At 42.3% G+C, this 24,020-nt stretch carries 23 protein-coding genes; 3 read left to right on the top strand and 20 right to left on the bottom strand.

Translation table 11 applies throughout. The annotated features are described in order from the left end of the window. Positions 1-76 precede the first annotated feature (76 nt). Positions 77-2,350, top strand: a complete 2,274-nt coding sequence (locus tag EL17_RS01155; protein WP_035068852.1) for a cation:proton antiporter — start codon at positions 77-79, stop codon at positions 2,348-2,350. Between the two features lie 734 nt (positions 2,351-3,084). Next, positions 3,085-3,795: an SDR family oxidoreductase gene (locus EL17_RS01150; protein ID WP_035068850.1), complete on the top strand. Its 711-nt coding sequence runs from the start codon at positions 3,085-3,087 to the stop codon at positions 3,793-3,795. A gap of 129 nt (positions 3,796-3,924) precedes the next feature. Here EL17_RS01150 and EL17_RS01145 read toward each other — a convergent pair whose 3' ends face one another. The 17 genes from EL17_RS01145 to EL17_RS01065 form a co-directional block, all read right to left on the bottom strand. Beyond that, a complete protein-coding gene (locus EL17_RS01145; protein ID WP_035068847.1) occupies positions 3,925-4,440 on the bottom strand; it encodes a YdeI/OmpD-associated family protein in 516 nt (171 codons plus the stop codon). A gap of 14 nt (positions 4,441-4,454) precedes the next feature. Beyond that, entirely contained in the window at positions 4,455-5,024 is a 570-nt protein-coding gene (locus EL17_RS01140) for a DUF6933 domain-containing protein (protein WP_035068846.1), read from the bottom strand. A 206-nt stretch (positions 5,025-5,230) separates the two neighbouring features. Further along, positions 5,231-6,718 (bottom strand): MFS transporter, encoded by a 1,488-nt coding sequence (locus EL17_RS01135; protein ID WP_035068843.1) that lies wholly within the window; start codon positions 6,716-6,718, stop codon positions 5,231-5,233. A 173-nt stretch (positions 6,719-6,891) separates the two neighbouring features. Beyond that, positions 6,892-7,803 carry a bifunctional molybdenum cofactor biosynthesis protein MoaC/MoaB gene (moaCB, locus tag EL17_RS01130; RefSeq protein WP_035068841.1) on the bottom strand — a complete coding sequence of 304 codons (912 nt, stop codon included), beginning with the start codon at positions 7,801-7,803 and terminating at the stop codon, positions 6,892-6,894. 269 nt (positions 7,804-8,072) lie between these two features. Next, positions 8,073-8,516 (bottom strand): molybdenum cofactor biosynthesis protein MoaE, encoded by a 444-nt coding sequence (locus tag EL17_RS01125; RefSeq protein ID WP_394332151.1) that lies wholly within the window; start codon positions 8,514-8,516, stop codon positions 8,073-8,075. A gap of 1 nt (position 8,517) precedes the next feature. Then, complete coding sequence (locus EL17_RS01120; protein WP_035068838.1) at positions 8,518-9,606, bottom strand: HesA/MoeB/ThiF family protein; 1,089 nt, start codon at positions 9,604-9,606, stop codon at positions 8,518-8,520. 10 nt (positions 9,607-9,616) lie between these two features. Next, positions 9,617-9,853, bottom strand: coding sequence for a MoaD/ThiS family protein (locus EL17_RS01115; protein ID WP_035068836.1), 237 nt, complete (start codon positions 9,851-9,853; stop codon positions 9,617-9,619). After that, entirely contained in the window at positions 9,841-10,425 is a 585-nt protein-coding gene (mobA, locus tag EL17_RS01110) for a molybdenum cofactor guanylyltransferase (protein WP_035068834.1), read from the bottom strand. The genes EL17_RS01115 and mobA overlap by 13 nt, the downstream gene beginning before the upstream one ends. Further along, positions 10,425-11,174: a sulfite exporter TauE/SafE family protein gene (locus EL17_RS01105; protein WP_240485904.1), complete on the bottom strand. Its 750-nt coding sequence runs from the start codon at positions 11,172-11,174 to the stop codon at positions 10,425-10,427. The genes mobA and EL17_RS01105 overlap by 1 nt, the downstream gene beginning before the upstream one ends. After that, positions 11,168-12,343: a molybdopterin molybdotransferase MoeA gene (locus EL17_RS01100; protein WP_035068831.1), complete on the bottom strand. Its 1,176-nt coding sequence runs from the start codon at positions 12,341-12,343 to the stop codon at positions 11,168-11,170. Before EL17_RS01100 ends, EL17_RS01105 begins: the two co-directional genes overlap by 7 nt. 1 nt (position 12,344) lies before the next feature. After that, positions 12,345-13,325: a GTP 3',8-cyclase MoaA gene (gene moaA, locus EL17_RS01095; protein WP_035068829.1), complete on the bottom strand. Its 981-nt coding sequence runs from the start codon at positions 13,323-13,325 to the stop codon at positions 12,345-12,347. Then, entirely contained in the window at positions 13,294-13,587 is a 294-nt protein-coding gene (locus EL17_RS01090) for a DUF6755 family protein (protein WP_035068826.1), read from the bottom strand. The genes moaA and EL17_RS01090 overlap by 32 nt, the downstream gene beginning before the upstream one ends. Next, a complete protein-coding gene (locus tag EL17_RS01085; protein ID WP_035068824.1) occupies positions 13,584-14,105 on the bottom strand; it encodes a QcrA and Rieske domain-containing protein in 522 nt (173 codons plus the stop codon). The genes EL17_RS01090 and EL17_RS01085 overlap by 4 nt, the downstream gene beginning before the upstream one ends. Before the next feature lie 12 nt (positions 14,106-14,117). Next, positions 14,118-14,687, bottom strand: coding sequence for a 4Fe-4S dicluster domain-containing protein (locus EL17_RS01080; protein ID WP_035068821.1), 570 nt, complete (start codon positions 14,685-14,687; stop codon positions 14,118-14,120). 17 nt (positions 14,688-14,704) lie between these two features. Further along, on the bottom strand, positions 14,705-16,921 hold the full coding sequence (locus tag EL17_RS01075) for a molybdopterin oxidoreductase family protein (protein ID WP_035068819.1): 2,217 nt from the start codon (positions 16,919-16,921) through the stop codon (positions 14,705-14,707). Positions 16,922-16,945: 24 nt separating this feature from the next. Further along, a complete protein-coding gene (locus EL17_RS01070; RefSeq protein ID WP_035068816.1) occupies positions 16,946-18,001 on the bottom strand; it encodes a hypothetical protein in 1,056 nt (351 codons plus the stop codon). 23 nt (positions 18,002-18,024) lie between these two features. Beyond that, the gene (locus EL17_RS01065; protein ID WP_051719690.1) at positions 18,025-19,416 is read right to left on the bottom strand and encodes an MFS transporter; all 1,392 of its coding nucleotides are present in this window, start codon (positions 19,414-19,416) and stop codon (positions 18,025-18,027) included. Between the two features lie 291 nt (positions 19,417-19,707). On the opposite strand from EL17_RS01065, the gene EL17_RS01060 reads away from it, so the two are divergent. Beyond that, on the top strand, positions 19,708-20,775 hold the full coding sequence (locus tag EL17_RS01060; protein ID WP_051719689.1) for a COX15/CtaA family protein: 1,068 nt from the start codon (positions 19,708-19,710) through the stop codon (positions 20,773-20,775). Between the two features lie 72 nt (positions 20,776-20,847). On the opposite strand, the gene hemG is transcribed toward EL17_RS01060, so the two are convergent. The 3 genes from hemG to EL17_RS01045 form a co-directional block, all read right to left on the bottom strand. Next, complete coding sequence (gene hemG / locus EL17_RS01055) at positions 20,848-21,372, bottom strand: menaquinone-dependent protoporphyrinogen IX dehydrogenase (RefSeq protein WP_035068812.1); 525 nt, start codon at positions 21,370-21,372, stop codon at positions 20,848-20,850. A gap of 275 nt (positions 21,373-21,647) precedes the next feature. Beyond that, a complete protein-coding gene (locus EL17_RS01050) occupies positions 21,648-22,652 on the bottom strand; it encodes a 2-hydroxyacid dehydrogenase (RefSeq protein WP_035068810.1) in 1,005 nt (334 codons plus the stop codon). A 716-nt stretch (positions 22,653-23,368) separates the two neighbouring features. Further along, positions 23,369-23,983, bottom strand: coding sequence for an HPP family protein (locus tag EL17_RS01045; RefSeq protein ID WP_035068807.1), 615 nt, complete (start codon positions 23,981-23,983; stop codon positions 23,369-23,371). Positions 23,984-24,020: the final 37 nt, after the last annotated feature.

The raw sequence follows: 24,020 nt of genomic DNA, 5'->3' as shown, positions 1-24,020 counted from the left end.
TTCATGACCATCGATCAGTGATAGGTTATGCCTTTTCAGAAACATAATTAAAGATAGATCAAAAAGCTAGCTGATCATGGAGAAAATGAAAAACAGTATATTTTATATAGGAATTATAGGAGGGTTTACTGCATTGATGTATTGGATACTTCTTTTGGGTGCGGGGTTAGAGCAGGGAAGGAATGTAGTGGTTCCCAACACAGGAAAGACCCAATGGCAAGAATTTACGGATTCCCTATTGCATAATTTAGAACATCCATTGGCAATTCTTTTGGCTCAAATTGTTACCATTATATTTACGGTCAGGTTATTTGGCTGGGTCTGCAAGAGAATCGGTCAGCCAACCGTCATAGGGGAAATCATAGCAGGGATTGTTTTAGGGCCTTCTTTGATAGGTATGTATTTCCCCGGTTTTACTGCTACATTATTTCCTACGGCTTCATTAGGCAATCTTCAATTTCTCAGTCAGATAGGGCTTATCATGTTCATGTTTGTGGTAGGGATGGAATTAGACCTTAAAGTATTAAAAAATAAGGCCCACGACGCTGTGGTCATCAGTCATGCCAGTATTATCATACCATTTGCATTGGGGATGGGACTTGCTTACTTTATCTACCAATCATTTGCTCCCGAAGGTGTTCAGTTTATATCCTTTGCACTATTTCTGGGGATAGCGATGAGTATTACTGCATTTCCGGTTTTGGCCCGAATCGTACAGGAAAGGGGTTTGCATAAAACCCGTTTGGGTACAGTGGTGATTACCTGTGCAGCGGCAGATGATATTACGGCCTGGTGCTTGTTGGCTGTGGTGATAGCCATAGTCAAAGCTGGATCTTTTCTAAGTGCTCTTTATATCATAGGCTTGGCAGTTATTTATGTATTATTGATGATCAGAGTGGTCCGGCCTTTCCTTGCCAGGGTGGGACATCTGCATAATACACGCGAAAATTTGAGTAAACCCATTGTAGCTATATTCTTTTTAACTTTAATTATTTCTTCGTATTTAACGGAAGTTATAGGCATTCATGCCTTATTTGGAGCATTTATGGCAGGTGCTATCATGCCTGAAAACACTAAGTTCAGAAATATTTTTATAGAGAAAGTGGAGGATGTAGCCCTAGTTTTACTTTTACCTTTATTTTTTGTATTTACCGGATTGAGAACCGAAATTGGATTACTGAATGATCCATATTTATGGAAAGTGACAGGGTTGATCATATTGGTGGCGGTAGTAGGCAAGTTTTTGGGGAGTGCCATTGCTGCTAAATTTGTTGGACAGAATCTGAAAGATAGTTTGACAATAGGTGCACTGATGAACACAAGGGGCCTTATGGAATTGGTTGTACTGAATATAGGCTATGATTTAGGGGTATTGGCTCCAGAAATTTTTGCTATGATGGTCATTATGGCTTTGGTTACTACGTTTATGACAGGGCCGGCATTAGATATAATCAATAGGTGTTTCCGGTCAGATATGGAAGAAGCTCCCAAGGAGATAAGCCAGATTAATAAATATAAGATCCTGATCAGTTTTGGTAACCCTAATGGGGGTAAAAACCTGCTCAAACTGGCAAACAGCTTCATTAAAAACCTTAATGGTCAGGCTGTCGTCACGGCTATGCACCTGTCACATACTAATGAACTGCATCATTATAATATTGCCCAGTACGAGAGGGAAAGTTTTTTGCCGATTATAGAAGCATCTGAACAATTGGGCCAAAAAATCACCACCTTATTCAAAGCGTCCAACAATATAGATTCAGATATTACTGAAGTGGCCAATAAAGGGGGTTTTGATCTACTGCTCGTAGGTGTAGGGCAGTCCATCTTTGAAGGCAGTTTACTGGGTAAAATCCTAGGTTTTACCACCCGCATCATCAATCCTGAAAAAATCTTAAACCAGGTGACTGGCAAGGAGGGTCTTTTTGAAAACTCTCCATTTGATGAAAGGACCCAGTTAATTATAGCCAATAGCAAAATACCGGTGGGCGTTCTTATAGATAAAAACTTCGAGAAAGCAGAAAGCGTTTTTATCCCTATATTTGCTGAGACAGATTTTTTCTTGATCAGATTTATGCTGAAGCTGATCAATAATTCCCAATCGCAGATTACTCTACTGGATGTGCAGGGTATGCTTAAGGATAATCCGCATTTTAAAGAAAAGATTCGTTCAATAGAACAGACGGCACCAAACCACATTCACGTACTTCGCGAAAAGAATATAGATAAAACCATCGTCAGCAATCAGGACTTAATGCTGGTAAGTGTGGAAAGTTGGAAGAAACTGGTAGATGCTAAAAGTCTTTGGCTTTCCGATATACCTTCCACCCTTATATTGAAAGAGGATTGATTTAAATTAACACTATATATTGGTCATATTTTCACATTCATTGAGATCAATATCATACAAGGAGATAGATTTCCTTTAATCTATGATGTGTGACATTCCATATGGATATGACTGCATTTAATATGCAGCATGATTTTCCAAATTCTCATTGAAAAAAGGAAAATCCCGACATACAGGCTTACAAGGATCATTTAAACTGATGGATGCTATGTAGCTAGATATTGTTTTAACCTTTGATTGATGGCCTTCAATTTAGATATTTTAAAGCTATGAAAACGAGTATGAAGACACCTCTCACACTGGGAGGTTTTTTCACTATGCGAGTGGTCTAATATAGAGGATCCGTCCAAAACTATTATTGACAGTAATGCTTACTTATAAGTATTGGAAATTTGCAATTAGACATTTGGTAAGCTGACTTAAGAGAGCATACTTGAACAAGAATGGCTTTATGTTTCAGAACTTTGATTTGTAGATTAAAAATAACTGTAGGAATCATTTTTCCACCACCAAGATCTATTTGTCAGGGGAATTGTGTCGCCAGGAAAAGCAAAATCCTATAAGATAATATCCAAGGATAGTAAGTAGGTAATATGCTTTTAATGATAGGGCCTTATTTACCATAGTTAAATAATCCACATTCAGTGCAAAAGTTAACTCCCTTTGAAACCTATTCCTGCCCCTGTTGTTAAACAATTACAAATTTTTGAATAGAATAAAAGATAAGAGAACTTATGAAAGGAAAAGTCGCATTGATCACCGGAGGGAGTTCCGGAATAGGCTATGGTATAGCCGAGGCCCTGTTGAAGAATGGCGTAAATGTAGGAATCACCGGTAGAAATAAAGAAAGAATAGAAGAGGCAGCCAATAGGCTTAAAGATGCAGGGGAGGGGGAAGTCCTGGCCATAACGGCAGACGTGAGTGATCTCGATGCCCAGCAGGACGCTGTAAAGCAAGTGACAGAAAAGTGGGGCAGCTTGGATTATTTTGTAGCGAATGCCGGAGTAGGCCATTTTGCAAATATAGAGGAACTGTCAGTGGAGCAGTGGCATGAAACCATAGATACCAATTTGACAGGAGTATTCTACAGTATCAAAGCATCTGTGGAGGCGCTAAAGAAAACGAAAGGCTACTTTATTACCATATCAAGTCTAGCGGGCACCAACTTCTTTGAAGGAGGATCAGCTTACAATGCCAGTAAGTTTGGACTGACGGGCTTCACGCAGGCCATCATGCTGGATCTGAGGCAGGCAGGGATCAGGGTGAGCACGATCATGCCGGGCTCAGTAGCTACGCACTTTAATGACCACCAGCCTAGCGACAAGGATGCCTGGAAGATTCAGATCGAAGATATAGGGGAGATGGTCGTAGGATTGTTTGCTTTGAACGCTAGAACCTTACCAAGCAAAATAGAGGTTAGACCCTCTCAGCCGCCAAGTAAGTAGGATTTATCTACCATAGTAAAAGGTCATATTTATATATGGCCTTTTTTTATACTCCGAGATGAACCTATGATCAGTAGTATTAAGTCCTGAACTTACTTCTAATTGATGACTATTTGTTCATAAAGAATTTTACTTCCAGTTATTATTATAATACTTAATCGTCTCATTCAGCATTTTAAAATCCAATACTCCCTTTACTTCCTTAAGGTGATGGATTATAGCCAATGATTTGCGTAATCTGCTATCTGGATTTTTTACTGTAGTGACAATATATACTAGGCTGCGCTGTTTTCCGGGGGTAAGCATTCTGAAATAGTTGTTGCCTTCCTGATCCTGATCCAACATCACCTGCAACTCTTCTGGCATATGATGCCCAAATTCCGTATGGTCCTTTTCCAGCAAAACGGCTATCATATCACCTTCGTCTACAGCCAAGTTATTCCTGATCTCTTTATTAATTAAGACATACCAATAAGATTTTGATTTCATCAGTGCACACTGGGTTTTGTACCTGCCATTTAAGGTGCAATAAACCCTTCGGTTTTCACCTTCAATATAGTTGGCTGCTATTTCATGCGGTATAGGGATATGGTACTGCCAGAGATTGGAATCAAATTTTTCCATTTTGCTAAAAAAAGTATCCATGGTAATATATCAGATTAAAAGGATCGTTCTCTGTCTGCTAACATTCCCCTATTTACACATTCTTCTTTGAAAACCTGATTCGGTTCATGATATCCTTTACGGTCTTTATAGCTGGTGATCCAGCTATTTACATAGTGATTGAGATATTCAAGTTCCTCTTTTTTATAAAGAATGTAGTCCTCCACTGCTATTACCTCAGCGCATAGGTCCTTAAGCTGCGAGAGATGTGACATGGCAGATCTGCTCGTCTGGGAATTATGGGTATAAAATTCTATATTTTCAAAGTAGATGTCAGGGTTGAAACCATTATGCCGTAAAGAATGTGATAAATATGTGCTAAAAGTATTATAAAAGTTAGTCTTTTTATCCACCCGATAGTCAAGGACCACAAATGAAAATTTGGTTAGCCCATTAGAGAATATGAGATATTTTTTTCGGTTGACATCAAAAACATCACCATACCAGAGATAAAATTCATCTGCTATAGGTTCATTTACCTGTGAAGCTAAATTAAAAAATTCTTTTCCGATGAATGGGTTTAACTTTTTTGAAAAGTATAGACCTAAAGTGTTGGCTTTCGACATGGCATGAGGATCAGGTAGTTAATTGTTTAGGAAGTTGAAGGTAAATATTTAAAGATGTAATATGAAATATACGGCATTTAATTAATTATATTCTTAATATAGAATGCCACCAAAAACAAAAGGTGAAGATTTTCCCTTCACCCCTTATTTATCATCAAACTATTATTAAATGTGAGAGCATCTGGTGCACGTCGATCATCTACTATTCAATGCGCCTCTACCACCACATCTTCCACATGCTCGTCCGCAAAAGACCCCTCCGGCTCTTTAAGAAAGATCAGGCAGAAGAGGAAGCTAAAAGCAGCTCCAGCAGATAGGATGTAGAAGAATGTACTGGCATCTACCATCGAATAGATGATCAGATAAACCACTGCTCCCACATTGCCATAGGCACCAGCCATTCCTGATATCTGCCCTGTCATGTTTTTCTTCACAAAGGGGATAACCGCAAAGGTGGCTCCTTCAGCCCCCTGCACGAATAGGGAACACAGGATGGTCACAGCGATCGCTACCCATAGCGGCCAAGCCGCATTGATAAATCCCATGGCCAGAAATCCCAGTGTAATTCCGCACATATAGATCAGCATGGTCTTTTTCCGGTTTCCCAAAGCATCTGACAGTACACCGCCTATCGGTCTGGCAAATAAGTTCACCACCGCAAAGGAGGCCGCTACCATTCCAGCCATCGTGGGACTGATGGAAAAGGTGCTTTCAAAGAAAACAGGTAACATAGACACTACCGCGAGTTCAGCTCCGAAGTTGGCAAAATAAGTGGTGTTCAGGGCGGCCACACTGGAAAAGGAATACCTGTCCTTTTTTGCAAACCCTTTTTTCAACAGTGGAATATTTACCTGAAGGGTCTTGCCGATATGGGCCAAAAAAACCAATAAGAGAATTCCCCAGATGATATATAGCAACTCCTCAGAGATAAATGGTTCACCGGTATCACTGAGGGATACATTACTCAATCTCCAGGCTAAGGCTCCCAAAGCCCCAACGAGTGGGAAAGACCATAGTACCAGCTGTACCAGATCAACCCAAGAGGTGGCGATAAACGGCTGTGTTTTTTTAACCCCGACGAATTTCTTTCCCTCAGGCACATCCTTGGCTACTCTGTAATAGATAAATCCGTATACAAAAGAAACCACACCATTGATGGCCAAAGCGTATCTCCAACCATCTTCATAATTCTTGAAAAGTTCAAGGGCAATCCATGGCAGTGTCATCGCAGCAAAGGCAGATCCGAAGTTGCCCCAACCCGCATAGAAGCCTTCCGCTCTGCCGACCATCTTGGGAGGAAACCAGTCCGCCACCAGACGGATCCCGATCACAAAGCCGGCACCGATGGAGCTTAGTATCAACCTGGATACCAACAGCTGCATAAAGGTATTGCCAAAGGCAAAGAAAAAGACTGGAATGGACATCACGATAAGCAGACCGCTGAAGATCTTTCTGGGACCATATCTATCAATAAGGGACCCAACAATTATCCTAGCGGGTATGGTAAGTGCCACATTACATATGGCAAGAATCTTAATATGTTCCGGTGTCATCCAGTCCAACTTGTCCAACATGGTGGAGGCCAGTGGGGCCATGTTAAACCAAAGGAAAAAAGTTATAAAGAAAGCAATCCAGGTATAGTGCAGCATACGGATTCTTTCCTGGTCAAAGTCCAATAATTCTGGCTTCTTCATCTTTTTCAATTATTAAGGGTGATTTTGGTCGTTTTTCAACCGTAAAAGTACAGGTGAAGCCTTCGGAAAAACATGATGATAGTCAGGTAAAAAAGTGATTGTTGCCGTGTAGAATATGGTCCATAGGCCATAGTTATTTCGAAAAATAAACATGGTCTATGAACAGTAGAATGTTAATCATGCCGGGCACCCTCCATCACCCTGAAGACATGTAAAATGGCCGGGAAGATTGCCTGCATGGATTCGGCGGCTCCTTTAGTGGACCCCGGTAAAGCGAGGACTAAAGTTTCGCCGATAAGTCCGGCCACACTGCGGGAAAGCATGGAGTAAGGGGTACGCTGCTGGCCATAGGCCCGAATGGCTTCTTCTATGCCGGGTACTTTGGTGTCGAGAAGTGGTTCTACAGCTTCAGGGGTTATGTCTCTTGGTGAAAGGCCCGTTCCCCCTGTGAAAATGACCATATTGACTTTGGTATCACTATAATGCTTTAACTTTTCCTGTATGACATCGTGGTCATCAGGTATGATGATGTAATCTGCTATAGATACTTGATGGGAATTGAGGTTATCAATAATAGCTTTGCCGGCGCGGTCTTCTTTGTCCCCCTTTGATATAGAATCCGAGCAGACGATCACTGCAGCGGTAAAGCTATCAGGGACTGCCTTATTGAAATCTGATTTACCACCTTTTTTTTCCACCAGTTTGATGTTTTCAATGCTGATGCCTTTGTCGATGGGCTTCAGCATGTCATACATCGTGAGAGCCACCACGGAGGCGGCATGCATGGCTTCCACTTCCACACCTGTCTTGTAAATAGTGTGGATTTCCACAATGATATGAATATCTAATCCTTGGATGTCATATTTGACAGAGGTGAATTCTATCGGCAGGGGGTGACAGTCAGGGATCATGTCACTGGTTCTCTTGGCAGCAAAAAGCCCTGCTGTCTTGGCCATTTCAAAAACGTCTCCTTTGGGAACTTTTCGTTCCTGCACTGCCGTAATGGTATCGGGCGAACTCACCTTTACTATGGCCTGAGCGGTGGCCTTACGTAATGTACTGCTTTTATGGGTAATGTTTACCATGGTTGTTTATTTGTCGGATGACGGATGTCAGTAGAACCCGATTTCCGATTTTTTTCATTTAACTTGTCACGTCCTAATTTTATTTGACACAATTTCTTTCTTATCAAAGCTTTCATATTCCATACCTACGTCACGGCGGTGAAGCTATGATTAGTTTCTTTTATAAATATTCGGTAACTATGGCCCGGTCATCATACATAAACTCTGCGTGTAGCTTCTCTTGTCTCCGGTATTCTGGCCTTTTTCTATTCCGGTATTCGGTCCTTTTTTTATTTATTTTCCTTCCAAACTGCCTTTTCCTCACCTATGATCTCTTTGCCCCATATAGGGACTTCTTTTTTAATCCGCTCGACCAGTTCTTCGCAGGCATCTATGGCTGCTTTACGATGTTTGGAGGATGTGAACACGAAAAGACATATTTCACCTGCTTTTATATAACCTAAGCTATGGTAGATGTGCATACAGGTAAGGGGGTATTTGGCAAATACATCTTCCCGGATCTCGAAAGCTTTTTCGAGGGCCATCTCTTCATAACAAGTGTACTCGATTCCTTTTACTGTTCCTTCTTCCTTTACATCGGCCCTTACCTGTCCGAGAAAAATACTGTGGCCCCCTATACCTGTTTTCTTACTGTGGTTTTCTATAGAGTTCCCGATTTTTATAGGTGTGATCGGCCCTTCAACAAATATGTTTTTAGGTTTTCTTTCCATCATCTCAGTTTTTCTGAAGCAGGGATTTTATACCTCCTTCTATTGTATAAATATTTTTGGCCGGCATAGCAGCCTTAAGATCCTCTACCGCTCTTGCGCTCCTTATACCGGACTGACAAAATACAAAAATAGTATCCAATGCGGCCAGTTCATGCATTTTGTCTTTCAAATGTGATAGCGGCATAGGAATATAAGGTAAATTGTCCAATTTTGGCAATTCATGATCTTCTCTCACATCTAGCAACCATGCGTTTTCAGGATGTTCCGCCATAAATGTTTGCACATCTTCCCATCTTTTCAGATCACCTGGACCACACACTACTGCATAGTCCATTTGATGAAATTCAGAAGCGGTCCTGGGCATCAGTTTTCTTCCATCAGGATTTAAACCGATATCAAGCATATAGGTGCCATGGTCTTTAAGATTGTAAAAGAGAACCTTGTGGATCAATGGGTTTCCAAAATTGGTTAGATATTTTATAGCTTCTGTGGCCTGCATGGTACCGATGATTCCCGGCAATACGCCCAACACACCGGTTTCGGAGCAGTTAGGCACCTCGGAGGCAGATGGAGGAATAGGGAATAAATCCCTATAGGTCAAAGGTTCCTCATTATCCTGTACATTCAGTATGGCTACCTGTCCTTCATGTTGGTATATGGCACCAAACACGAGTGGTTTTTTAAGGATATAGCAGGCATCATTGATCAGATATCGGGTGCCAAAGTTATCTGAACCATCCAGCACCAGATCATAGGCGGCTATAACCGAGAGAGCATTATCCTTGTTTAAGAAATAGGGGATCACATTTATCTGAATGTCACTGTATTTGTTTCTTATCTGTTCTGCTGCTACTTCAGCTTTTGATCTGCCGATATCCCTTTCTCCGTAGATTACCTGGCGGTTTAAATTTGATAGGGATACCTCATCACCATCAGCTATACCGATAGTACCCACTCCGGCAGCGGCCAGATAGAGAAGTGCAGGGCAGCCAAGACCGCCTGCTCCCACCACCAGCACTTTAGAATGGGATAATTTTCCTTGCCCTTCCTGCCCAAATCCAGATAATATGGTCTGTCTTTCAAATCTGCTCATGGTAGGTAAATTAACCTCCTGAAAATGGAGGTAATAGGGCTACTTCACTTTCAGGTAATATCAGCTCATTTCCATGAACCTGTTTGCGGTTTACCGCTATTGAAAACTTTGTATGCTTCAGTGCTGGATATTGCTGGTATAGGTAGCCGAGCAATTGGTCCGTATTGGCTATATTTTCCAGTTCCAGTTCATTGGATGGCAGTTTTTCTGCTATCATACCGAAAGCTCTGACTTTTATTTTTCCCATAATTTTCTACTTTTTTCTAAATCTTCAGGAGTATTAATATTTGAGAAGTGCAGCGGTGTGTGGAGTACAAGGTCTTCCATATCTATTTTCACATGTTCAGAATGGATTATGAAATCCTTCATTTTCAATTGACCATTTGTAATATTATTTTTGACCTGCTGTTTCAGATGTGTATGATAGAGGGCAAAAAGAGGATTTATATCTTTCATAAATTCTGAAACGATGATAGATTGGCCTTTAGCAGCTTCTACTAATTTGAATATAGCTTCTTTGGGAATAAAAGGCATGTCACAGCTAAACAACAATACATAGGTGGCCTCATTATGTTCCAGTGCTGTATGTAGGCCGCCCATTGGCCCCAAATCAGGTATCAGATCTTTGATAACGGGATATCCCAGAGCAGTATATTCTTCTTCATTTGCTACGAGTATGGGAGAATATCCTATTTCCTCGCACAGGTTTAACATATAACTTACCATAGGCTTTTCGTTTAGATGGATGAGCCCTTTGTCTGTGCCCATCCTTCTACTTTTCCCGCCGGCCAATATATAAGTCGCTATATTATGTTCCATTATGCTAAAATTAATTTTACTGATGCTATTAACAATACGGTGGTCAGCAGGTATTTCACTACGTGCACATTAAACTTTCGGGCTCCATAGTAGGCACCTGCCATGCCGCCGATCAGGGTGAGTGGCATCAGTAGCCATAGCTGTAAATCTATAGGTGTACTATACGCTGCCGATCCTATATAGCCTGAAACTGAATTCAGAAATATAAAGAGCGCGCTCAATGCTGCTGTCTCCTTCATATTGGTCCACCCAAGCATAAGGAGGATAGGGGAGAGGATTATCCCCCCGCCAATACCGATCAGTCCGGAGAAGAATCCTATGATCAGTCCCAATACAGGTGCCATCCATACTTCCTGATCTACCCTTTTCTCTGCCACTGGAAATAGATTCAGGAAGCGGATAATAGGAAAGAACAACAATATACCAAGTATCTTTTTATAGAGGGCAGTATCTACCAGAATAGTTCCGCCCAAATATGCGGCGGGCACTGAAAATATAATAAGTGACAGAAAAAGTTTCGTGGGGAAATTACAGGTCTTCCTATAGGAAATATATGCAAAAAAGGATACAAATAAATTGATGATCAAAGCCGTTGGCCGTATCTGTTCCGGTGCGAAGTTAAATAGGGCCAAAAACATCAGGTAACTGCTGGCACCACCATGGCCTACAGAAGCATATAAAAATGCCGCCATCGGCATTAGAAAAAACAGGTACATCCAGGCACCTTCTATAAAGTCCAAAGTTACCATGCGTATACGTCCACCACGGTGCCGGCGGCTACTTCTTCTGTATCTTCCGGAAACTCGGCAAAGCAGTTGGAAACACCAAAAGACAATTGGTTAAAAGACTCCTGACCGGTGAGCGTGCTCACTTCATTATCTTTCATTAGTGCTTTCATAAAAAAGGTTAACCCCCCTTTTTTACTGAAATTATGGCTCAAGGTAAGTCTGGCGGTAGGCTGCCAGGGATAGGTATGGCCAAGCAGCTGCAGTAGGCTGGGCTTCACATATTGGTTAAAGCAGGTCATTACAGAAGCAGGATTTCCCGGCAGGGCAAAGATAAGCTTCTCATCTTTCATTCCTGCAAATAAGGGTTTACCGGGACGCTGTCTGATTTTATAAAAAAGCTCTTTCACTCCTGCCTTTTCCAGTCCTTTTTTTACAAAATCATAATCGCCCACCGATATGCCTCCAGAAAATAAGACCACATCATATCCGGCCAAGGCCTCTTCAATAGTGGACTTTAGGGCCTCAGGATCATCGGCTGCTTTATAAGTTTTGATTTCCTTGATGCCCAGTGTCGATAGGTATGCATTCAAAACAGGGCCGTTGCTGTTATAGATTTCTCCGAATTTAAGTGCTGTCCCCACATCCTTTATTTCATTACCTGTAATGATAATCGCTACCGAGGGTGCTTTGTATATTTCCACTTCTGCTATTCCCACAGATGCTAATAAACCGATGGTTCCCGGTGTGATGAGGCTGCCACTTTGGACCAGTAAGTCACCGACTTTGTTTTGGCTACCCTTAAGTCTGATGTTTTGACCTTTGGTAAATCCCTCTAGATCGAATGTAATACGTTCACCTTCTCTATTGATTACCTCCTGCTGAATGACTGTATCAGTACCTTTGGGTATGGGGGCGCCGGTAAAAATTCGCGCAGCTTTATTTTCCGCTATTACCGGCAGATTGGTTTCGCCGGCCTGGATGGTATGGGTGACTTCCCAAAATCCCTTTGGGTCAGTAATCGAAAGGGCATAGCCGTCCATGGCGGAATTGTCAAAAAGGGGGACTTCTATAGGGGAATGGATATCTGCTGCAAGAATAAATCCCACCGAGTTTTCCAATGAAACCTTATGGGTGGGACTTTGAGGGATATTTGTCGAAAGTATCTTTTTTGCTTCTTTTACCGAGATCATGTTAACCTCCTATTTTAATCATGCTTCTATTTTTTATTTTGTCCACGTCGGCCTGGTTATAATCTTTTGTAAACTGTCCGCCCAATATGGCATGTTTGATATAGATAGATTTCTCTATAAGAGGTACCACTGGCTCACCTTTTCTCAAGGTACCCAAAAGATCCATTTCATCTTTGCCGAACAGGCAGTTTTTCATCTTGCCATCAGCAGTCAGCCTCATCCGGTTACAGTCACCGCAGAAGTGTTCACTCATAGTCGTGATAAAGGCAAAGGTGCCCTGATGTCCAACTGCCTTATATTTCTTGGCCGTGTCATGTGGCGCATCCTTCAGTTTGACAATGTCAAACTCCTTCTCCACCAGCTCCAGCATCTGCCGTGCGGTAAGCACCTGATCGGTCTTCCAGTGATTGCCGGCAAAAGGCATAAATTCTATAAACCTGATATGAAGAGGCAAATCTTTGGTCACCTTGACAAAATCCGCTAGCTCATTTTCTATCATTCCTGTGATCGCCACCACATTGATTTTTACCCTGAAGTCATTTTTCAGTAATAACAGGATATTATCCCATACCTGCTGGAACTGGTTCCTTTTGGTGATTTGATGAAAAACTTCAGGATTGAGTGTGTCCAGACTTACATTGACAGATCTGATACCTACTTCTTTAAACAGGTCAATATGCTTATGCACCAGTACCCCATTGGTGGTAAGGGTAAGTTCTACCGGCAGCTTGGCCAACCTACGGATGATGTCCACAAATTCTTTTCTCACCATAGGTTCACCCCCGGTCAGACGGATCTTATCCACTCCAAGCTCCACAAAGGTCTTGGCCAGTGATTCGATCTCATCCGGATTCATCAGGTGTGAGTTAGGCATGCACTGTATGTTCTCATCCGGCATACAGTACTGGCACCTGAAGTTACAGCTGTCCGTAAGGGAGATCCTTAAGTAATTATGAACTCTTTTGTGTTGGTCTATAAGCATTATAGGTTGACTTTTTTACTTTTGGCTGTCGTGGATCAGGTAAATATCGCAAAATCCAGAATGAAACCAAAGCTAATACAAGAGAACCAAGGAAAGTAGCTACTGCTATATCGAAATTATCGTCCAAGGCATTATTCAAAGCACTGTAAAGAAACCATACCTGAATGCTTATCACGAGGATCAGTATCAGGATAATACCAGTCATCAATGTGTTTGATTTATTTGGGTGTGCTTCGTTCTGTGAAGATCTAAAGTCGCTCATGAGGTATATGGGGTATCTTTAAATGATTTGACATATACTTTTCCATCCGCCACCTTTACTTCCAGCTGAGGAAGTGGGCGGGGAGGAGGTCCCTGTATCACTACACCTGTTCTGGGATCGAAATAGCCCTTGTGACAGGGACATTCGATCTGCTGTATATCCGCCCGATATCTTACCGCACAGGCTAGATGGGTACACTTCTGCTCAAAGGCACGCCATTCTCCTTCCTCCAGGTGTATAAGGATATAGGGTATCTCTTTGGTTCCCCTTATTTCGAATTGTTTCATGCCTCCTACAGGCACTTCATTTTCATCGCATATAAAATGTTCGCCCTCGAGATCCTTTTCCGGAAATGCCCAGCTGTTAAGCACGATAGCACCATTGCCCAGTGCCAATGCACCTGAAAACAGGCCAAGGAATTTGGCGAATTCTCTTCTGGAAACGTGGGTAGACTCTTCTTGATCGATAGGGAAATCCCTCTTCCAATCCGGGATTTGTTTGTTTTTATCTTCAGCCATCTTACTGGATTTTTAATGTACTTTTAAATGGGTGCTGCCTTTTGGCATCATGATATTTACCTTGGTGTTCACTTCCTGCATGCCGAAGAAGAACTTATTGACAGGGGTACTATTGGGTCTCATTTTCTGGATTTCCTCTCTGGTGCCGTAGAATAAGGCCTGTGTAGGACATACCGTAGCACACATCGGTTTTTTGCCGGCGCTGGTCCTGTCATAGCACATATTGCACTTCATCATAAGTTCGGCCGCCTCATTTTTCTGTGGCACCCCAAAAGGACAGGCAAGTACACAGTTGGAACAGCCTATACATCTAGCCGTATTTGCGGTATGCACTACTCCAAAATCATCTTTTGAGATGGCATCCGCAGGACAGACATTGGCACAAGCAGGGTCTTCGCAGTGCATACAGACCTGTACCGTGGTCTGGGTAGTCACTGCTCTGTCTACATAGTGAATGTGGATCATACTTTCCTGACCGTTGGTCTCACATTCAGCGCAGGCCATCTCGCAGGCATGGCAGCCTATACATCGCTGCATGTCCACGAAAAATTCCATCTGCTGATCATATTTTGTATTTGGCATAATATGGTGGTTTTGGGTTAGTTACTTTGATATGCATTGGATTCGGATGGATGCGGAGCCAGTTTTCCCGTAGGGTCAAGCTTACAGGCACAGACCTTGAATTCTGGTATCTTGGAGACAGGATCCAAGGTTCCGATCGTCAGTTGGTTGGCAGAATGTACCCCTCCCCAGTGGTAGGGGATAAAGACTGTATCCTCCCTGATGGTCTCTACCAGCTGGGCAGGAAAAAGCGCTTCTCCTCTTCTGGTAATCACTTTTACTAATTCTCTTTCTTTGATCCCGTACTGATAAGCCAGTTTGGGATGGATTTCCAATAGTGGCTCTGGGTATTGGTCCACCAGTTTCCCTATTCTTCTGGTCTGGGTACCACTTAGGTATTGGGAAACCACTCGGCCAGTAGTCAATACAACTGGATATTCCTTGTCCACCACTTCTGAAGATGGTCTGAAAGGCGCAGCGTTGAAATGGGCTTTGCCATCCGGGGTCCTAAATTTTTTATCTTCCCAAAGCCTTGGCGTGCCCGGATGATCCAGAGATGGACATGGCCAGAATATGCCCATGTTATTTACTATTTTTTCATAGGTAATTCCATAGTAGTCGGCAGTGCCTCCTTTTGATGCTACTCTTAATTCATTGAATATAGCTTCGCTGTTCTCGAAATTAAATTTATCTCCGGCACCCAGTCTATGGGCCAGCTCCATGATGATGTCTCCGTCTCTTCTCGCATTGTCAGGTGGCGTGACGGCGGCATTTATTTTTACTACCCGGCCTTCGGCGGTGGTGACAGTTCCTTCCTCTTCCTCGTGAAGGGATCCTGCCATGATCACATCAGCATGTCGGGCAGTTTCATTGAGGAAAAAGTCTATGGCCACATAATACTCCAGTTTTTCCAATGCTTCCCGTACAAAGTTATTGTTGGGAAGTGATACCAGTGGATTGAAGCAGATGGTGATGAGTCCTTTGATTTCACCTCTATGGATGGCTTCGATCAGTTCATAAGCCGAAAGGCCTTTGCCAGGCATATCCTTTTCATCTATGCCCCAGACATCGGCAATATATTTTCTGTGTTCAGGGTTGGTAATGTCACGGTTACCGGGCAGCTGGTCACATTTGTGGCCGTGCTCTCTTCCTCCCTGACCATTGCCCTGTCCGGTGATGGTACCATAGCCGCAGTATGGCCTGCCGATTCTACCTGTAGCCAGTACGATGTTGATACAGCTCACGACATTATCCACCCCTTTGGTATGGTGCTCTATACCACGGGCGTGGAGGAGAAAACTGGTGCTGGCCTTGCCCCAAAGGGTGGCAGCCTGGAGTATAAGATCTTTATTAATGCCTGTGGTTTCCTGTGCCCAGTCCAGATCATAATCTTTTACAGCGTCCAGTGCCTCTTCAAAACCACTTGTATGGTTATCTATAAAGTCATGGTCCAGCCAGTCATTATCTGCCAATATTTTCAATATCATTCCAAACAAAGCGGAGTCGGTTCCCGGTTTGATAGGAAGATGCAAATCAGCAGTTCTAGCTATCGGAGTGACTCTTGGGTCCACTACTATCAGCTTGGCTCCATTGTCCCTTGCCTGCCAGATGTAGTGGGTGAGGGTAGGGAAGGTTTCACTGATGTTGGTTCCGGCGATGATGATGACTTCGGCATGCTTCAGGTCACTCCAGTTATTGGAAATCCTGTCCAGACCAAAAGCTTTCTTATTTCCTGCCCCGGCACTTACCATACACAGACGGCCATTGTAATCCAAGTTGGCCGTCTTTAAAGCCACCCGGGCAAATTTGCCCACCATATAACTTTTCTCATTGGTAAGGGATACGCCTGAAAGCATTCCGAATGCGTCATTGCCATAATCCCTTTGGATCCGCTTGATTTCATTGACAGTCCGATCCATAGCGGCATCCCAACCGATTGGTTCGAAGCCCTTTCCTTCCACCCTTTGCAGAGGAGATAGAATACGGTCAGGGTGGTTGTTTTGAAGATAGCGCTGCACGCCTTTTGGGCAAAGCCTGCCTTCATTAAAAGGGAACTCCATCCAGGGCTCAAAGCCTACTACTTTATTTTCCTTTACCTTTAGCTGGATCCCGCACTGCATCCCGCAAAAACAGCAGTGGGTCTTTACCAATGCGTCCGGCTCATGCGTTCCCTTGTACCCATCCACTGGGGTAAAGTTTTTGTGGGGACCGTGTTTGTCTATTATATTTTCTACTGATGTAGGTAGCTTAGCCATAGTATGTTTAATTTTTATAATTGCTTATCCAAAGAAATGACCTGCATCTTTTCTTGCCTGAAAATGGGCCTTGGCCAGGGCTGATCTTTTTCCTTCCGGGGAATAGTCCAAATGACTTCTTCCGTCTTCCAGTGTGAAATCAAAACCCAGATCTTTGGTGACATCTTTTAAATCATTTACATGAAGTTGAGAGGCAAAGTCCTGCTGGGTATGTGGACATTTAGCCAGGCCTCTTCTGGTACCTTCCACTTTGTAGATATTCGCGCCTACCTGCGCCAGTCTCTGGAAGATGTGGAAGAACTTACCGAATGGCATCCAGATCAGAAACAGGATTACCGTAATGGCATGCGTCACCGACATGAACTGGTGGGTACGCCCCTGCAGGAATGTATAATCATAGGAGATGCCCAATCCGGTAATGGATATGGCGATCAATAGGATCAAGGGTAACCAGTCCCCTTCAAATGTTTGGGTAGCGATCATGCCCCCATGGGTCAGTCTGCGCTTTAGCATGATCACCGCACCTATGGTCACCAGTACAGAGCACCATACCAAGGCGTGAAAGGTAGCAAAGGCGATAGGTGATCCCAGTTCAAACTGACTAACCGGAAATCCAAAGAAATTAGCCGTATAGGTAGTGTCCGATCCTGCTTCCAGTGTGAAATGCACCCAGCCAAAGGTCAGTGGAATGGTCACCGCAAAAGCGATCAGACATCCTGTGGCCAACATAAAGTGTCCCCACCAGCGCATCCTGCCCCTAGGGTAGATATGACGCTGGAGCATGATGTTTCTGAAAAACAATTTGGTGGAATGAAACGCATATTGGGCAAAATCCTTACTCAAAAGAAACTGCCAGCTACGTCTCCAGTAGAGGCGTGTCGGCGGTCTCTGGACCCAAACCGAATATCTGTATGCCACTCCGAATACGGCAAACACTGTCCCGAAGAGATAGGCGATCAGTGCCGCGTCAAAGTGTTGGAGATTTCTGGATCCTATAAAGACTATGATGATTACTGCCAGGGCAGCTATGATAGCTTTGATAAGAGCGGTACGATTAAGCGTTTTAATTAGTCTATACATAGTGGTAGTTTTATAGAGATAATTTAACTAGGTCTTTCAGCCCCTTTACGGTTGTAGAAATACCAATTAATCCAAGTGGCCAGGATAATGAAGGCTCCAAGTATCCAGAAGAAGCCAGTAGCGTGACCGGTTGCGCCGATGAAGGCACCTATCGCCATTGAAAATATAAAAGGTCCGTAGGCAGCGATAGCTGCTGTCCAGCCTATGACCCCTGCAGCTTGACGGGGGTTATGTTTAAATATGATTGGAAATTGGCGAAAAGTTGATGCATTTCCTATTCCCGTGAAGAAAAACAATGAAAGCATAACTCCGATAAATAAAGGGAATTGTTCTAATCCAGTAGGGTTTACCAGATCAAAAGCTATTATCATCACTATACCGCAGAATAATCCAATACCGGTGATAGTGGTAAGAACTGCCCCACCTACCTTATCCGCAATAAATCCAAAGAGCACCCGCGAAGCTGAACCGATCAGTGGGCCATAGAAAGCAAAAGCCAGCGCATCCGGAGCATTTTCAAATTTGCCATAGATGGTATGGATCATCATGGGGAATGCAGCCGATAGGCCGGCAAAGGTGCCAAAGGTCATAAAATAGGTGATGGTACAGTACCAGGTATGTTTTTCACCGAATATATCCAGCTGCTCTTTAAAGCTTGCTTTTACAGGTACGCTTCTTAGGAAATACCAACAAACTACCGCCATGATGATCAACAGCGGTGCATACCAGAATGAAGCACTTTGAAGAAATATGGTTTGCTCTATCATCTCGCCAGTGTCCAGATTCACTTTGGCAAAAAACTGTGGTGCTCCATAGATGGCCACACCGAGCATTACAGGAGTCATAAACTGAGCTAAGCTGACACCAAAATTACCTATACCGGCCTGTATGCCAAGGGCGGCTCCTTTAAGTCTAGCAGGAAAGAATAAATTGGTAGACGGCATATAAGATGAGAAGTCACCTCCTCCAAAACCGGCTGTCAATGCCAGTACCACAAAAACCCAGAAGGGTGTTCCGGGATTCATCACGGCTAGCCCTATACCAATCACGGGTATCAGTTTAATTATGGTAGAGACGGTAATCGTATGTCTGGTACCGTAAATTGGGATCAGAAACGTATGCACTATTCTTAGGGTACCAGCTGCAAGACCTGGAAGGGCTGCTAACCAGAAAAGTTGATTGGAAGTAAAGCTAAAGCCGATACCATTAAGCCGGGTGACTATGGCACTCATCATAAACCAGGTGGCGAATGATAAGGTAAGCGTAATGGTGGTGATGATAAGGGTTCGCCAAGCTATTGCCTTGCCTTTGCTCTCCCAAAATTTTTCATCTTCAGGATTCCACTCTTTTAACCATGTATCCTGCTCACCAGCATTTGGTTTTTTTTCTATTGTACTTTGCTTGAATCCGCTCATGTCTCTGTCTATATGATTTCAGATAATAAGACAAAATTATCTTATTATGAAATAGTAAAACATGACGGAAGTCAGTTTATAATATGATTGATCTTAGGGGAGGGGCAGGAAATGTCTTATAGGGCTATTTTTACTGTATATTATCTTGAATTGCTTCAATTTTAACTGTATTTACGGCCAACCCACATTGGATTTAGCCAAATCTTTTGTTTAATCACTTATACTTTCACTGATCTAAATCAGTTTTTATATTAAAGGATTTCCCCACCTTTGCAATCTGTTTACTGTACTATGAAAAAACAATATCAAAGCGCTATCTATAACTGGCTGATGATAGGTTGTCTGATGGTGACCTGCATGGTGGTGGTGGGAGGGATTACCCGCCTTACGCAGTCAGGACTTTCTATGGTAAAATGGGAGCCTATAAAAGGAGCAATCCCACCACTTACCGAGGAAGCGTGGCAGGAGGAGTTCCGCGCCTACCAGAGTTCGCCCGAATATGAAGTCTATAACACCCATTTTGGATTAAGTGAATTCAAACAGATCTATTTCTGGGAGTATTTCCACCGGTTGTTGGGAAGGATAGTGGGCTTGGTTTTTTTGTTTCCGTGCATTTATTTCTGGGCCAAAGGGGCATTTACATCAAGGCTGAAAAAGCAGGTGGTCATCATCTTTCTGGGAGGACTCTTTCAGGGAGTGCTCGGCTGGTACATGGTGATGAGCGGATTGGTAGACCTGCCCTATGTGAGCCACTACCGCTTGGCTGCGCACCTGATTACTGCTCTAGCGCTGATTGCATATATATTTTGGGTAGCACTGGAAGTCAGAGGGACTAGAGTAAACCAAGGTAAACTTTTGCATCAGTTGAGCATTGGCATGCTGGTACTTGTAGGTGTTCAAATACTATACGGGGCATTTGTGGCTGGCCTCAAGGCTGGCCTGCTTTACAATACCTTCCCAAAGATGGGTTATCAATGGATACCGGAAGAACTTGGCATTGCTTTTCAGATGAACGGCTGGATGGCCATTATAGAAAGCCATGGTGTAGTGCAGTTGATCCACCGTGTACTTGGTGTGGCAGTTTTGGTTATGGTAAGCATCATTTGGGTCAAAACCAGAAAGAGTACTGCCTCCATTTTCATAGCTGGAAATGTATTAATGGCTTTGGTAATAGTGCAGTTCCTGTTGGGCGTTTTTACATTAATATATGCAGTGCCTATCACCTTGGGAGTTATTCATCAGTTGGGGGCGGTTATGGTACTATTTAGTATTATATATCTACTGTATATCACAAGGCCTCATAATGAAAATTCAATAAAAATAGAGGGACGAGCTAAAAAAAAAGAATCACTGATTTAAAAATAATTATGAGCATAAATTAATTATGTGAGGGAACAGCAAGTAGCATCCATTTAAGGATGTTATTATTTGCTATAGCTTAGCCAGTTTGATTGCAAATATATTTACATCAGTCCAACTGGTGTATTCAATATTCGTATTAGATTTGGTAGGTCCTTTAGTGATCAGCATGATCAGCATGATCATAAGCCGATCCATAAAGCCATAAAGCTTATAGTTTAACCTTCCCGCAAAAACACCAACCATAGTAGGTTTCCAAGTTAAGCTTTTGAGAAATTTAGCTACATATGGATTGGTACCGGCTCTGCTTTTTTCAGATTTCCGGGCCACTAAATTTACAGAAATGAAAGCGGTTTTTTTAATATTTAGAAGGTCGGAGTTATCCTGGATGAGTTTATCTAATTTTTCATTGTGTTTTCCATACCTGATACTTGACGCCAATACAATCTTCTCATAGGTCTCAAGGTTTGAAGTTACATCATCGACCGAGACTAGGTCAACCAAGTGGTTGCTTTGTATCAAAATATCTTTAATGTATAAGCAGATTTTCTTTGTCTGTCCCTCCACAGAGGAAAAAATGATAATGGTTTTGATCATGTAGCCCTTCGTATGATGTTGGTTTTAGTTTGATTCCAAACTTTAGTAATTGCCAGTTCTCAAATGTACAGGTACATCTTTTACCGCATACTTCAGAAAGTAAAACTTTCTATATGAAGTTAAATATTGTAATGAAAGCCCCTGACTTTTTCACTTTTTAGAAATGGCCCTTAATTATCAATATGAAGCTGGATGTTAAAATTGGTATGAAGGTAAATATAATCTAATTCCTGTTATTTTATAACAGTATGGTAAAGTCCACAAAACATAAAATGTCAGTCAGGATTCTCCCATTTCACTTCATTTTCCAATGGCTCTCCTTTCTCAAAACTGGTAATGTTATTGAGCGTAGTAGTAGAGATCTGAGTCAAAGCTTCTTGGGTCAGAAAACCCTGATGGGCAGTGATCAGCACATTTGGGAACCCGATCAGCCTCAACAGAATCTCGTCCTGGATCAGATATTCGGATAAGTCCCTAAAAAACAGTTTTTCCTCTTCCTCATAGACATCTACTCCCAGATACCCAATCTTTCTTTTCTTAAGGGCCTCGATAGCATCTGATGTTTTGATCAACGCACCTCTGCTGGTATTAATGATCATCACCCCTTCTTTCATTTTGGTAAAAGCCTCATTATTGAGTAAGTGTTGGGTTTTAGGTGTAAGTGGACAGTGGAGGGAAATGATGTCTGATTTTTCCAGCAGTTCATCCAGGGATGTATATTGTATTCCTTTTTCTTTCAGTCCATCTGCTTCATAAGGGTCATAGGCTATTATTTTGCAGCCAAATCCGAGCATGATGTTGCAAAAAGCAATTCCGATCTTACCGGTGCCTATTACACCAACAGTTTTTTTATAAAGATTGAAGCCGGTGAGTTTTTCTATGGAAAAATTGCCTTCCCTTACCCTGTTAAAGGCCTTATGGATTTTTCTGTTGAGGGTCATGATAAGTGCCACCGCATGCTCTGCCACCGCTTCAGGGGAGTAGGCAGGTACTCTGACCACCTTGATATCCTTTTCATGGGCCGCTTTCAGGTCTATATTATTGTAACCGGCACAGCGCAGGGCGATGATCTTCACCCCGTTTTCAGACAGTCTCTCGATCGCCTGTGCATCTACCTTATCATTCACAAACACACAGATAGCCTCATATCCATTGGTCAACTCTATCGTGTCAGGATTTAAGGATACTTCAAAAAAGGTAAGATCATGCTTCCCTTCTTGGTTATGCAGGTTGAAATATTCTTTGTCATAAGACTTTGAACTGAAAAATGCTACTTTCATGATGATGCCGCGTTTTAGTAAAAATTAAAAATACAGATTTTTGGGCAGGGATCAAAAGAGGAGAAGGGATATAAAAGACAACAACCTAATTTACCAAAACAAATTAGGGCTTCACTGGTCAAGTTAAACTATATGCCTAGTATTGAACGTGCCATAAGTGCAGTCATGCCTTTCTAAACGTTATGCAAAGCGACAGGTTGGTAAAATAGTCGATGGACTTAAATGTTGAAAAATCACATCTTAGCTGCAAAAATAGTTGATGAGATGAATAAACATCATATCAGAGAGTTCCATGGCACCTATAGAATAAAATAGTATATAAAGTTATTATTGATACTACAGTGGTTATTTTAATGGTTTATCATGGTTTTAGGAATTTAAACTAGAGAATATCTAAAAAAGAATAGGGCCAGACCGTATTGTAAAAAAGGGATTAATATATGAGGGTGGAACTCTATTATTCTTGCCCTATATCTTCCAAGTCCAACTTCGAACTTAATTTTAAGACCTTTAAAACAAGCTTTCAAAGCATTTTCTTACTCTGTTATTTCTGGATGGATGATGAATGTATTTTATATTTTCATGGTACTACCTTACCATTATATTTCAATCACTATAACAGCCGGTCTCCAGTTATTCATTAAATTAAAATTCAATATTTATTTAATCCCCAGATCGGGATTGCCAAAATAGGATAAACATCTTAAGAGAAATGACTACCCTCTCCAAAACTTAATCTTCTGCAAATAAGTCATTTCCCGAATTTTTCCTGATTTATAAGGATAGATCCTGTTCTTGGACAGATTGTTAAGCAGGACTCCCATGATAAATAGTATCAGTGTGCCTGTCAGCACCGGATTGATGACATAGAAGAATCCCATATGGGTGATTTCTGCAGATCCGATATTAGCTATCAGTGCCGTAGCGCCTCCGGGAGGGTGCATGGTCTTGGTATACTGCATGACCAGTATGGATACAGATACTGCCAGGGCGGGAGAGAGCCAGAGATAGTCCTCAAAATGAAATAGTTTGTACATCGTCACCCCTATGACCGCGGACATTACATTGCCGAAAAAAAGGTTTCTAGGTTGGGCCAGTGGGCTGTTGGTAGCACCAAACAAAAGTACGGATGTAGCTCCAAAGGATCCTATAAGAAAAAGTATATCTGTTGAGTCCTCTGTATGAAAAACATCCTGAAGTAAGCCGACAGTACTCAGGGCTATAAAGGACCCTATAAATGCCCAGAGATTGTCAATAGGTTGGTGACTGGTCTCTTTATAGACGATGTGGCGGACCTTTTTAATCCCCCTTTTGATTTTTTTTGTGGCCAATGCTAAGTGAGTTTTTTAAGATTGATACTAATAATGT

The sequence above is a fragment of the Anditalea andensis genome, assembly GCF_000714815.1.
Classification (GTDB): Bacteria; Bacteroidota; Bacteroidia; order Cytophagales; family Cyclobacteriaceae; genus Anditalea; species Anditalea andensis.
This window is presented reverse-complemented; position numbering and strand designations above follow the sequence as displayed.

What these genes read in the sequence shown, in the direction of transcription:
- EL17_RS01155 (WP_035068852.1), top strand. Translation starts at nt 77, where the DNA reads ATGGAGAAAATGAAAAACAGTATATTTTATATAGGAATTATAGGAGGG.
- EL17_RS01150 (WP_035068850.1), top strand. Translation starts at nt 3,085, where the DNA reads ATGAAAGGAAAAGTCGCATTGATCACCGGAGGGAGTTCCGGAATAGGC.
- EL17_RS01145 (WP_035068847.1), bottom strand. Translation starts at nt 4,440, where the DNA reads ATGGATACTTTTTTTAGCAAAATGGAAAAATTTGATTCCAATCTCTGG.
- EL17_RS01140 (WP_035068846.1), bottom strand. Translation starts at nt 5,024, where the DNA reads ATGTCGAAAGCCAACACTTTAGGTCTATACTTTTCAAAAAAGTTAAAC.
- EL17_RS01135 (WP_035068843.1), bottom strand. Translation starts at nt 6,718, where the DNA reads ATGAAGAAGCCAGAATTATTGGACTTTGACCAGGAAAGAATCCGTATG.
- moaCB (WP_035068841.1), bottom strand. Translation starts at nt 7,803, where the DNA reads ATGGTAAACATTACCCATAAAAGCAGTACATTACGTAAGGCCACCGCT.
- EL17_RS01125 (WP_394332151.1), bottom strand. Translation starts at nt 8,516, where the DNA reads ATGATGGAAAGAAAACCTAAAAACATATTTGTTGAAGGGCCGATCACA.
- EL17_RS01120 (WP_035068838.1), bottom strand. Translation starts at nt 9,606, where the DNA reads ATGAGCAGATTTGAAAGACAGACCATATTATCTGGATTTGGGCAGGAA.
- EL17_RS01115 (WP_035068836.1), bottom strand. Translation starts at nt 9,853, where the DNA reads ATGGGAAAAATAAAAGTCAGAGCTTTCGGTATGATAGCAGAAAAACTG.
- mobA (WP_035068834.1), bottom strand. Translation starts at nt 10,425, where the DNA reads ATGGAACATAATATAGCGACTTATATATTGGCCGGCGGGAAAAGTAGA.
- EL17_RS01105 (WP_240485904.1), bottom strand. Translation starts at nt 11,174, where the DNA reads ATGGTAACTTTGGACTTTATAGAAGGTGCCTGGATGTACCTGTTTTTT.
- EL17_RS01100 (WP_035068831.1), bottom strand. Translation starts at nt 12,343, where the DNA reads ATGATCTCGGTAAAAGAAGCAAAAAAGATACTTTCGACAAATATCCCT.
- moaA (WP_035068829.1), bottom strand. Translation starts at nt 13,325, where the DNA reads ATGCTTATAGACCAACACAAAAGAGTTCATAATTACTTAAGGATCTCC.
- EL17_RS01090 (WP_035068826.1), bottom strand. Translation starts at nt 13,587, where the DNA reads ATGAGCGACTTTAGATCTTCACAGAACGAAGCACACCCAAATAAATCA.
- EL17_RS01085 (WP_035068824.1), bottom strand. Translation starts at nt 14,105, where the DNA reads ATGGCTGAAGATAAAAACAAACAAATCCCGGATTGGAAGAGGGATTTC.
- EL17_RS01080 (WP_035068821.1), bottom strand. Translation starts at nt 14,687, where the DNA reads ATGCCAAATACAAAATATGATCAGCAGATGGAATTTTTCGTGGACATG.
- EL17_RS01075 (WP_035068819.1), bottom strand. Translation starts at nt 16,921, where the DNA reads ATGGCTAAGCTACCTACATCAGTAGAAAATATAATAGACAAACACGGT.
- EL17_RS01070 (WP_035068816.1), bottom strand. Translation starts at nt 18,001, where the DNA reads ATGTATAGACTAATTAAAACGCTTAATCGTACCGCTCTTATCAAAGCT.
- EL17_RS01065 (WP_051719690.1), bottom strand. Translation starts at nt 19,416, where the DNA reads ATGAGCGGATTCAAGCAAAGTACAATAGAAAAAAAACCAAATGCTGGT.
- EL17_RS01060 (WP_051719689.1), top strand. Translation starts at nt 19,708, where the DNA reads ATGAAAAAACAATATCAAAGCGCTATCTATAACTGGCTGATGATAGGT.
- hemG (WP_035068812.1), bottom strand. Translation starts at nt 21,372, where the DNA reads ATGATCAAAACCATTATCATTTTTTCCTCTGTGGAGGGACAGACAAAG.
- EL17_RS01050 (WP_035068810.1), bottom strand. Translation starts at nt 22,652, where the DNA reads ATGAAAGTAGCATTTTTCAGTTCAAAGTCTTATGACAAAGAATATTTC.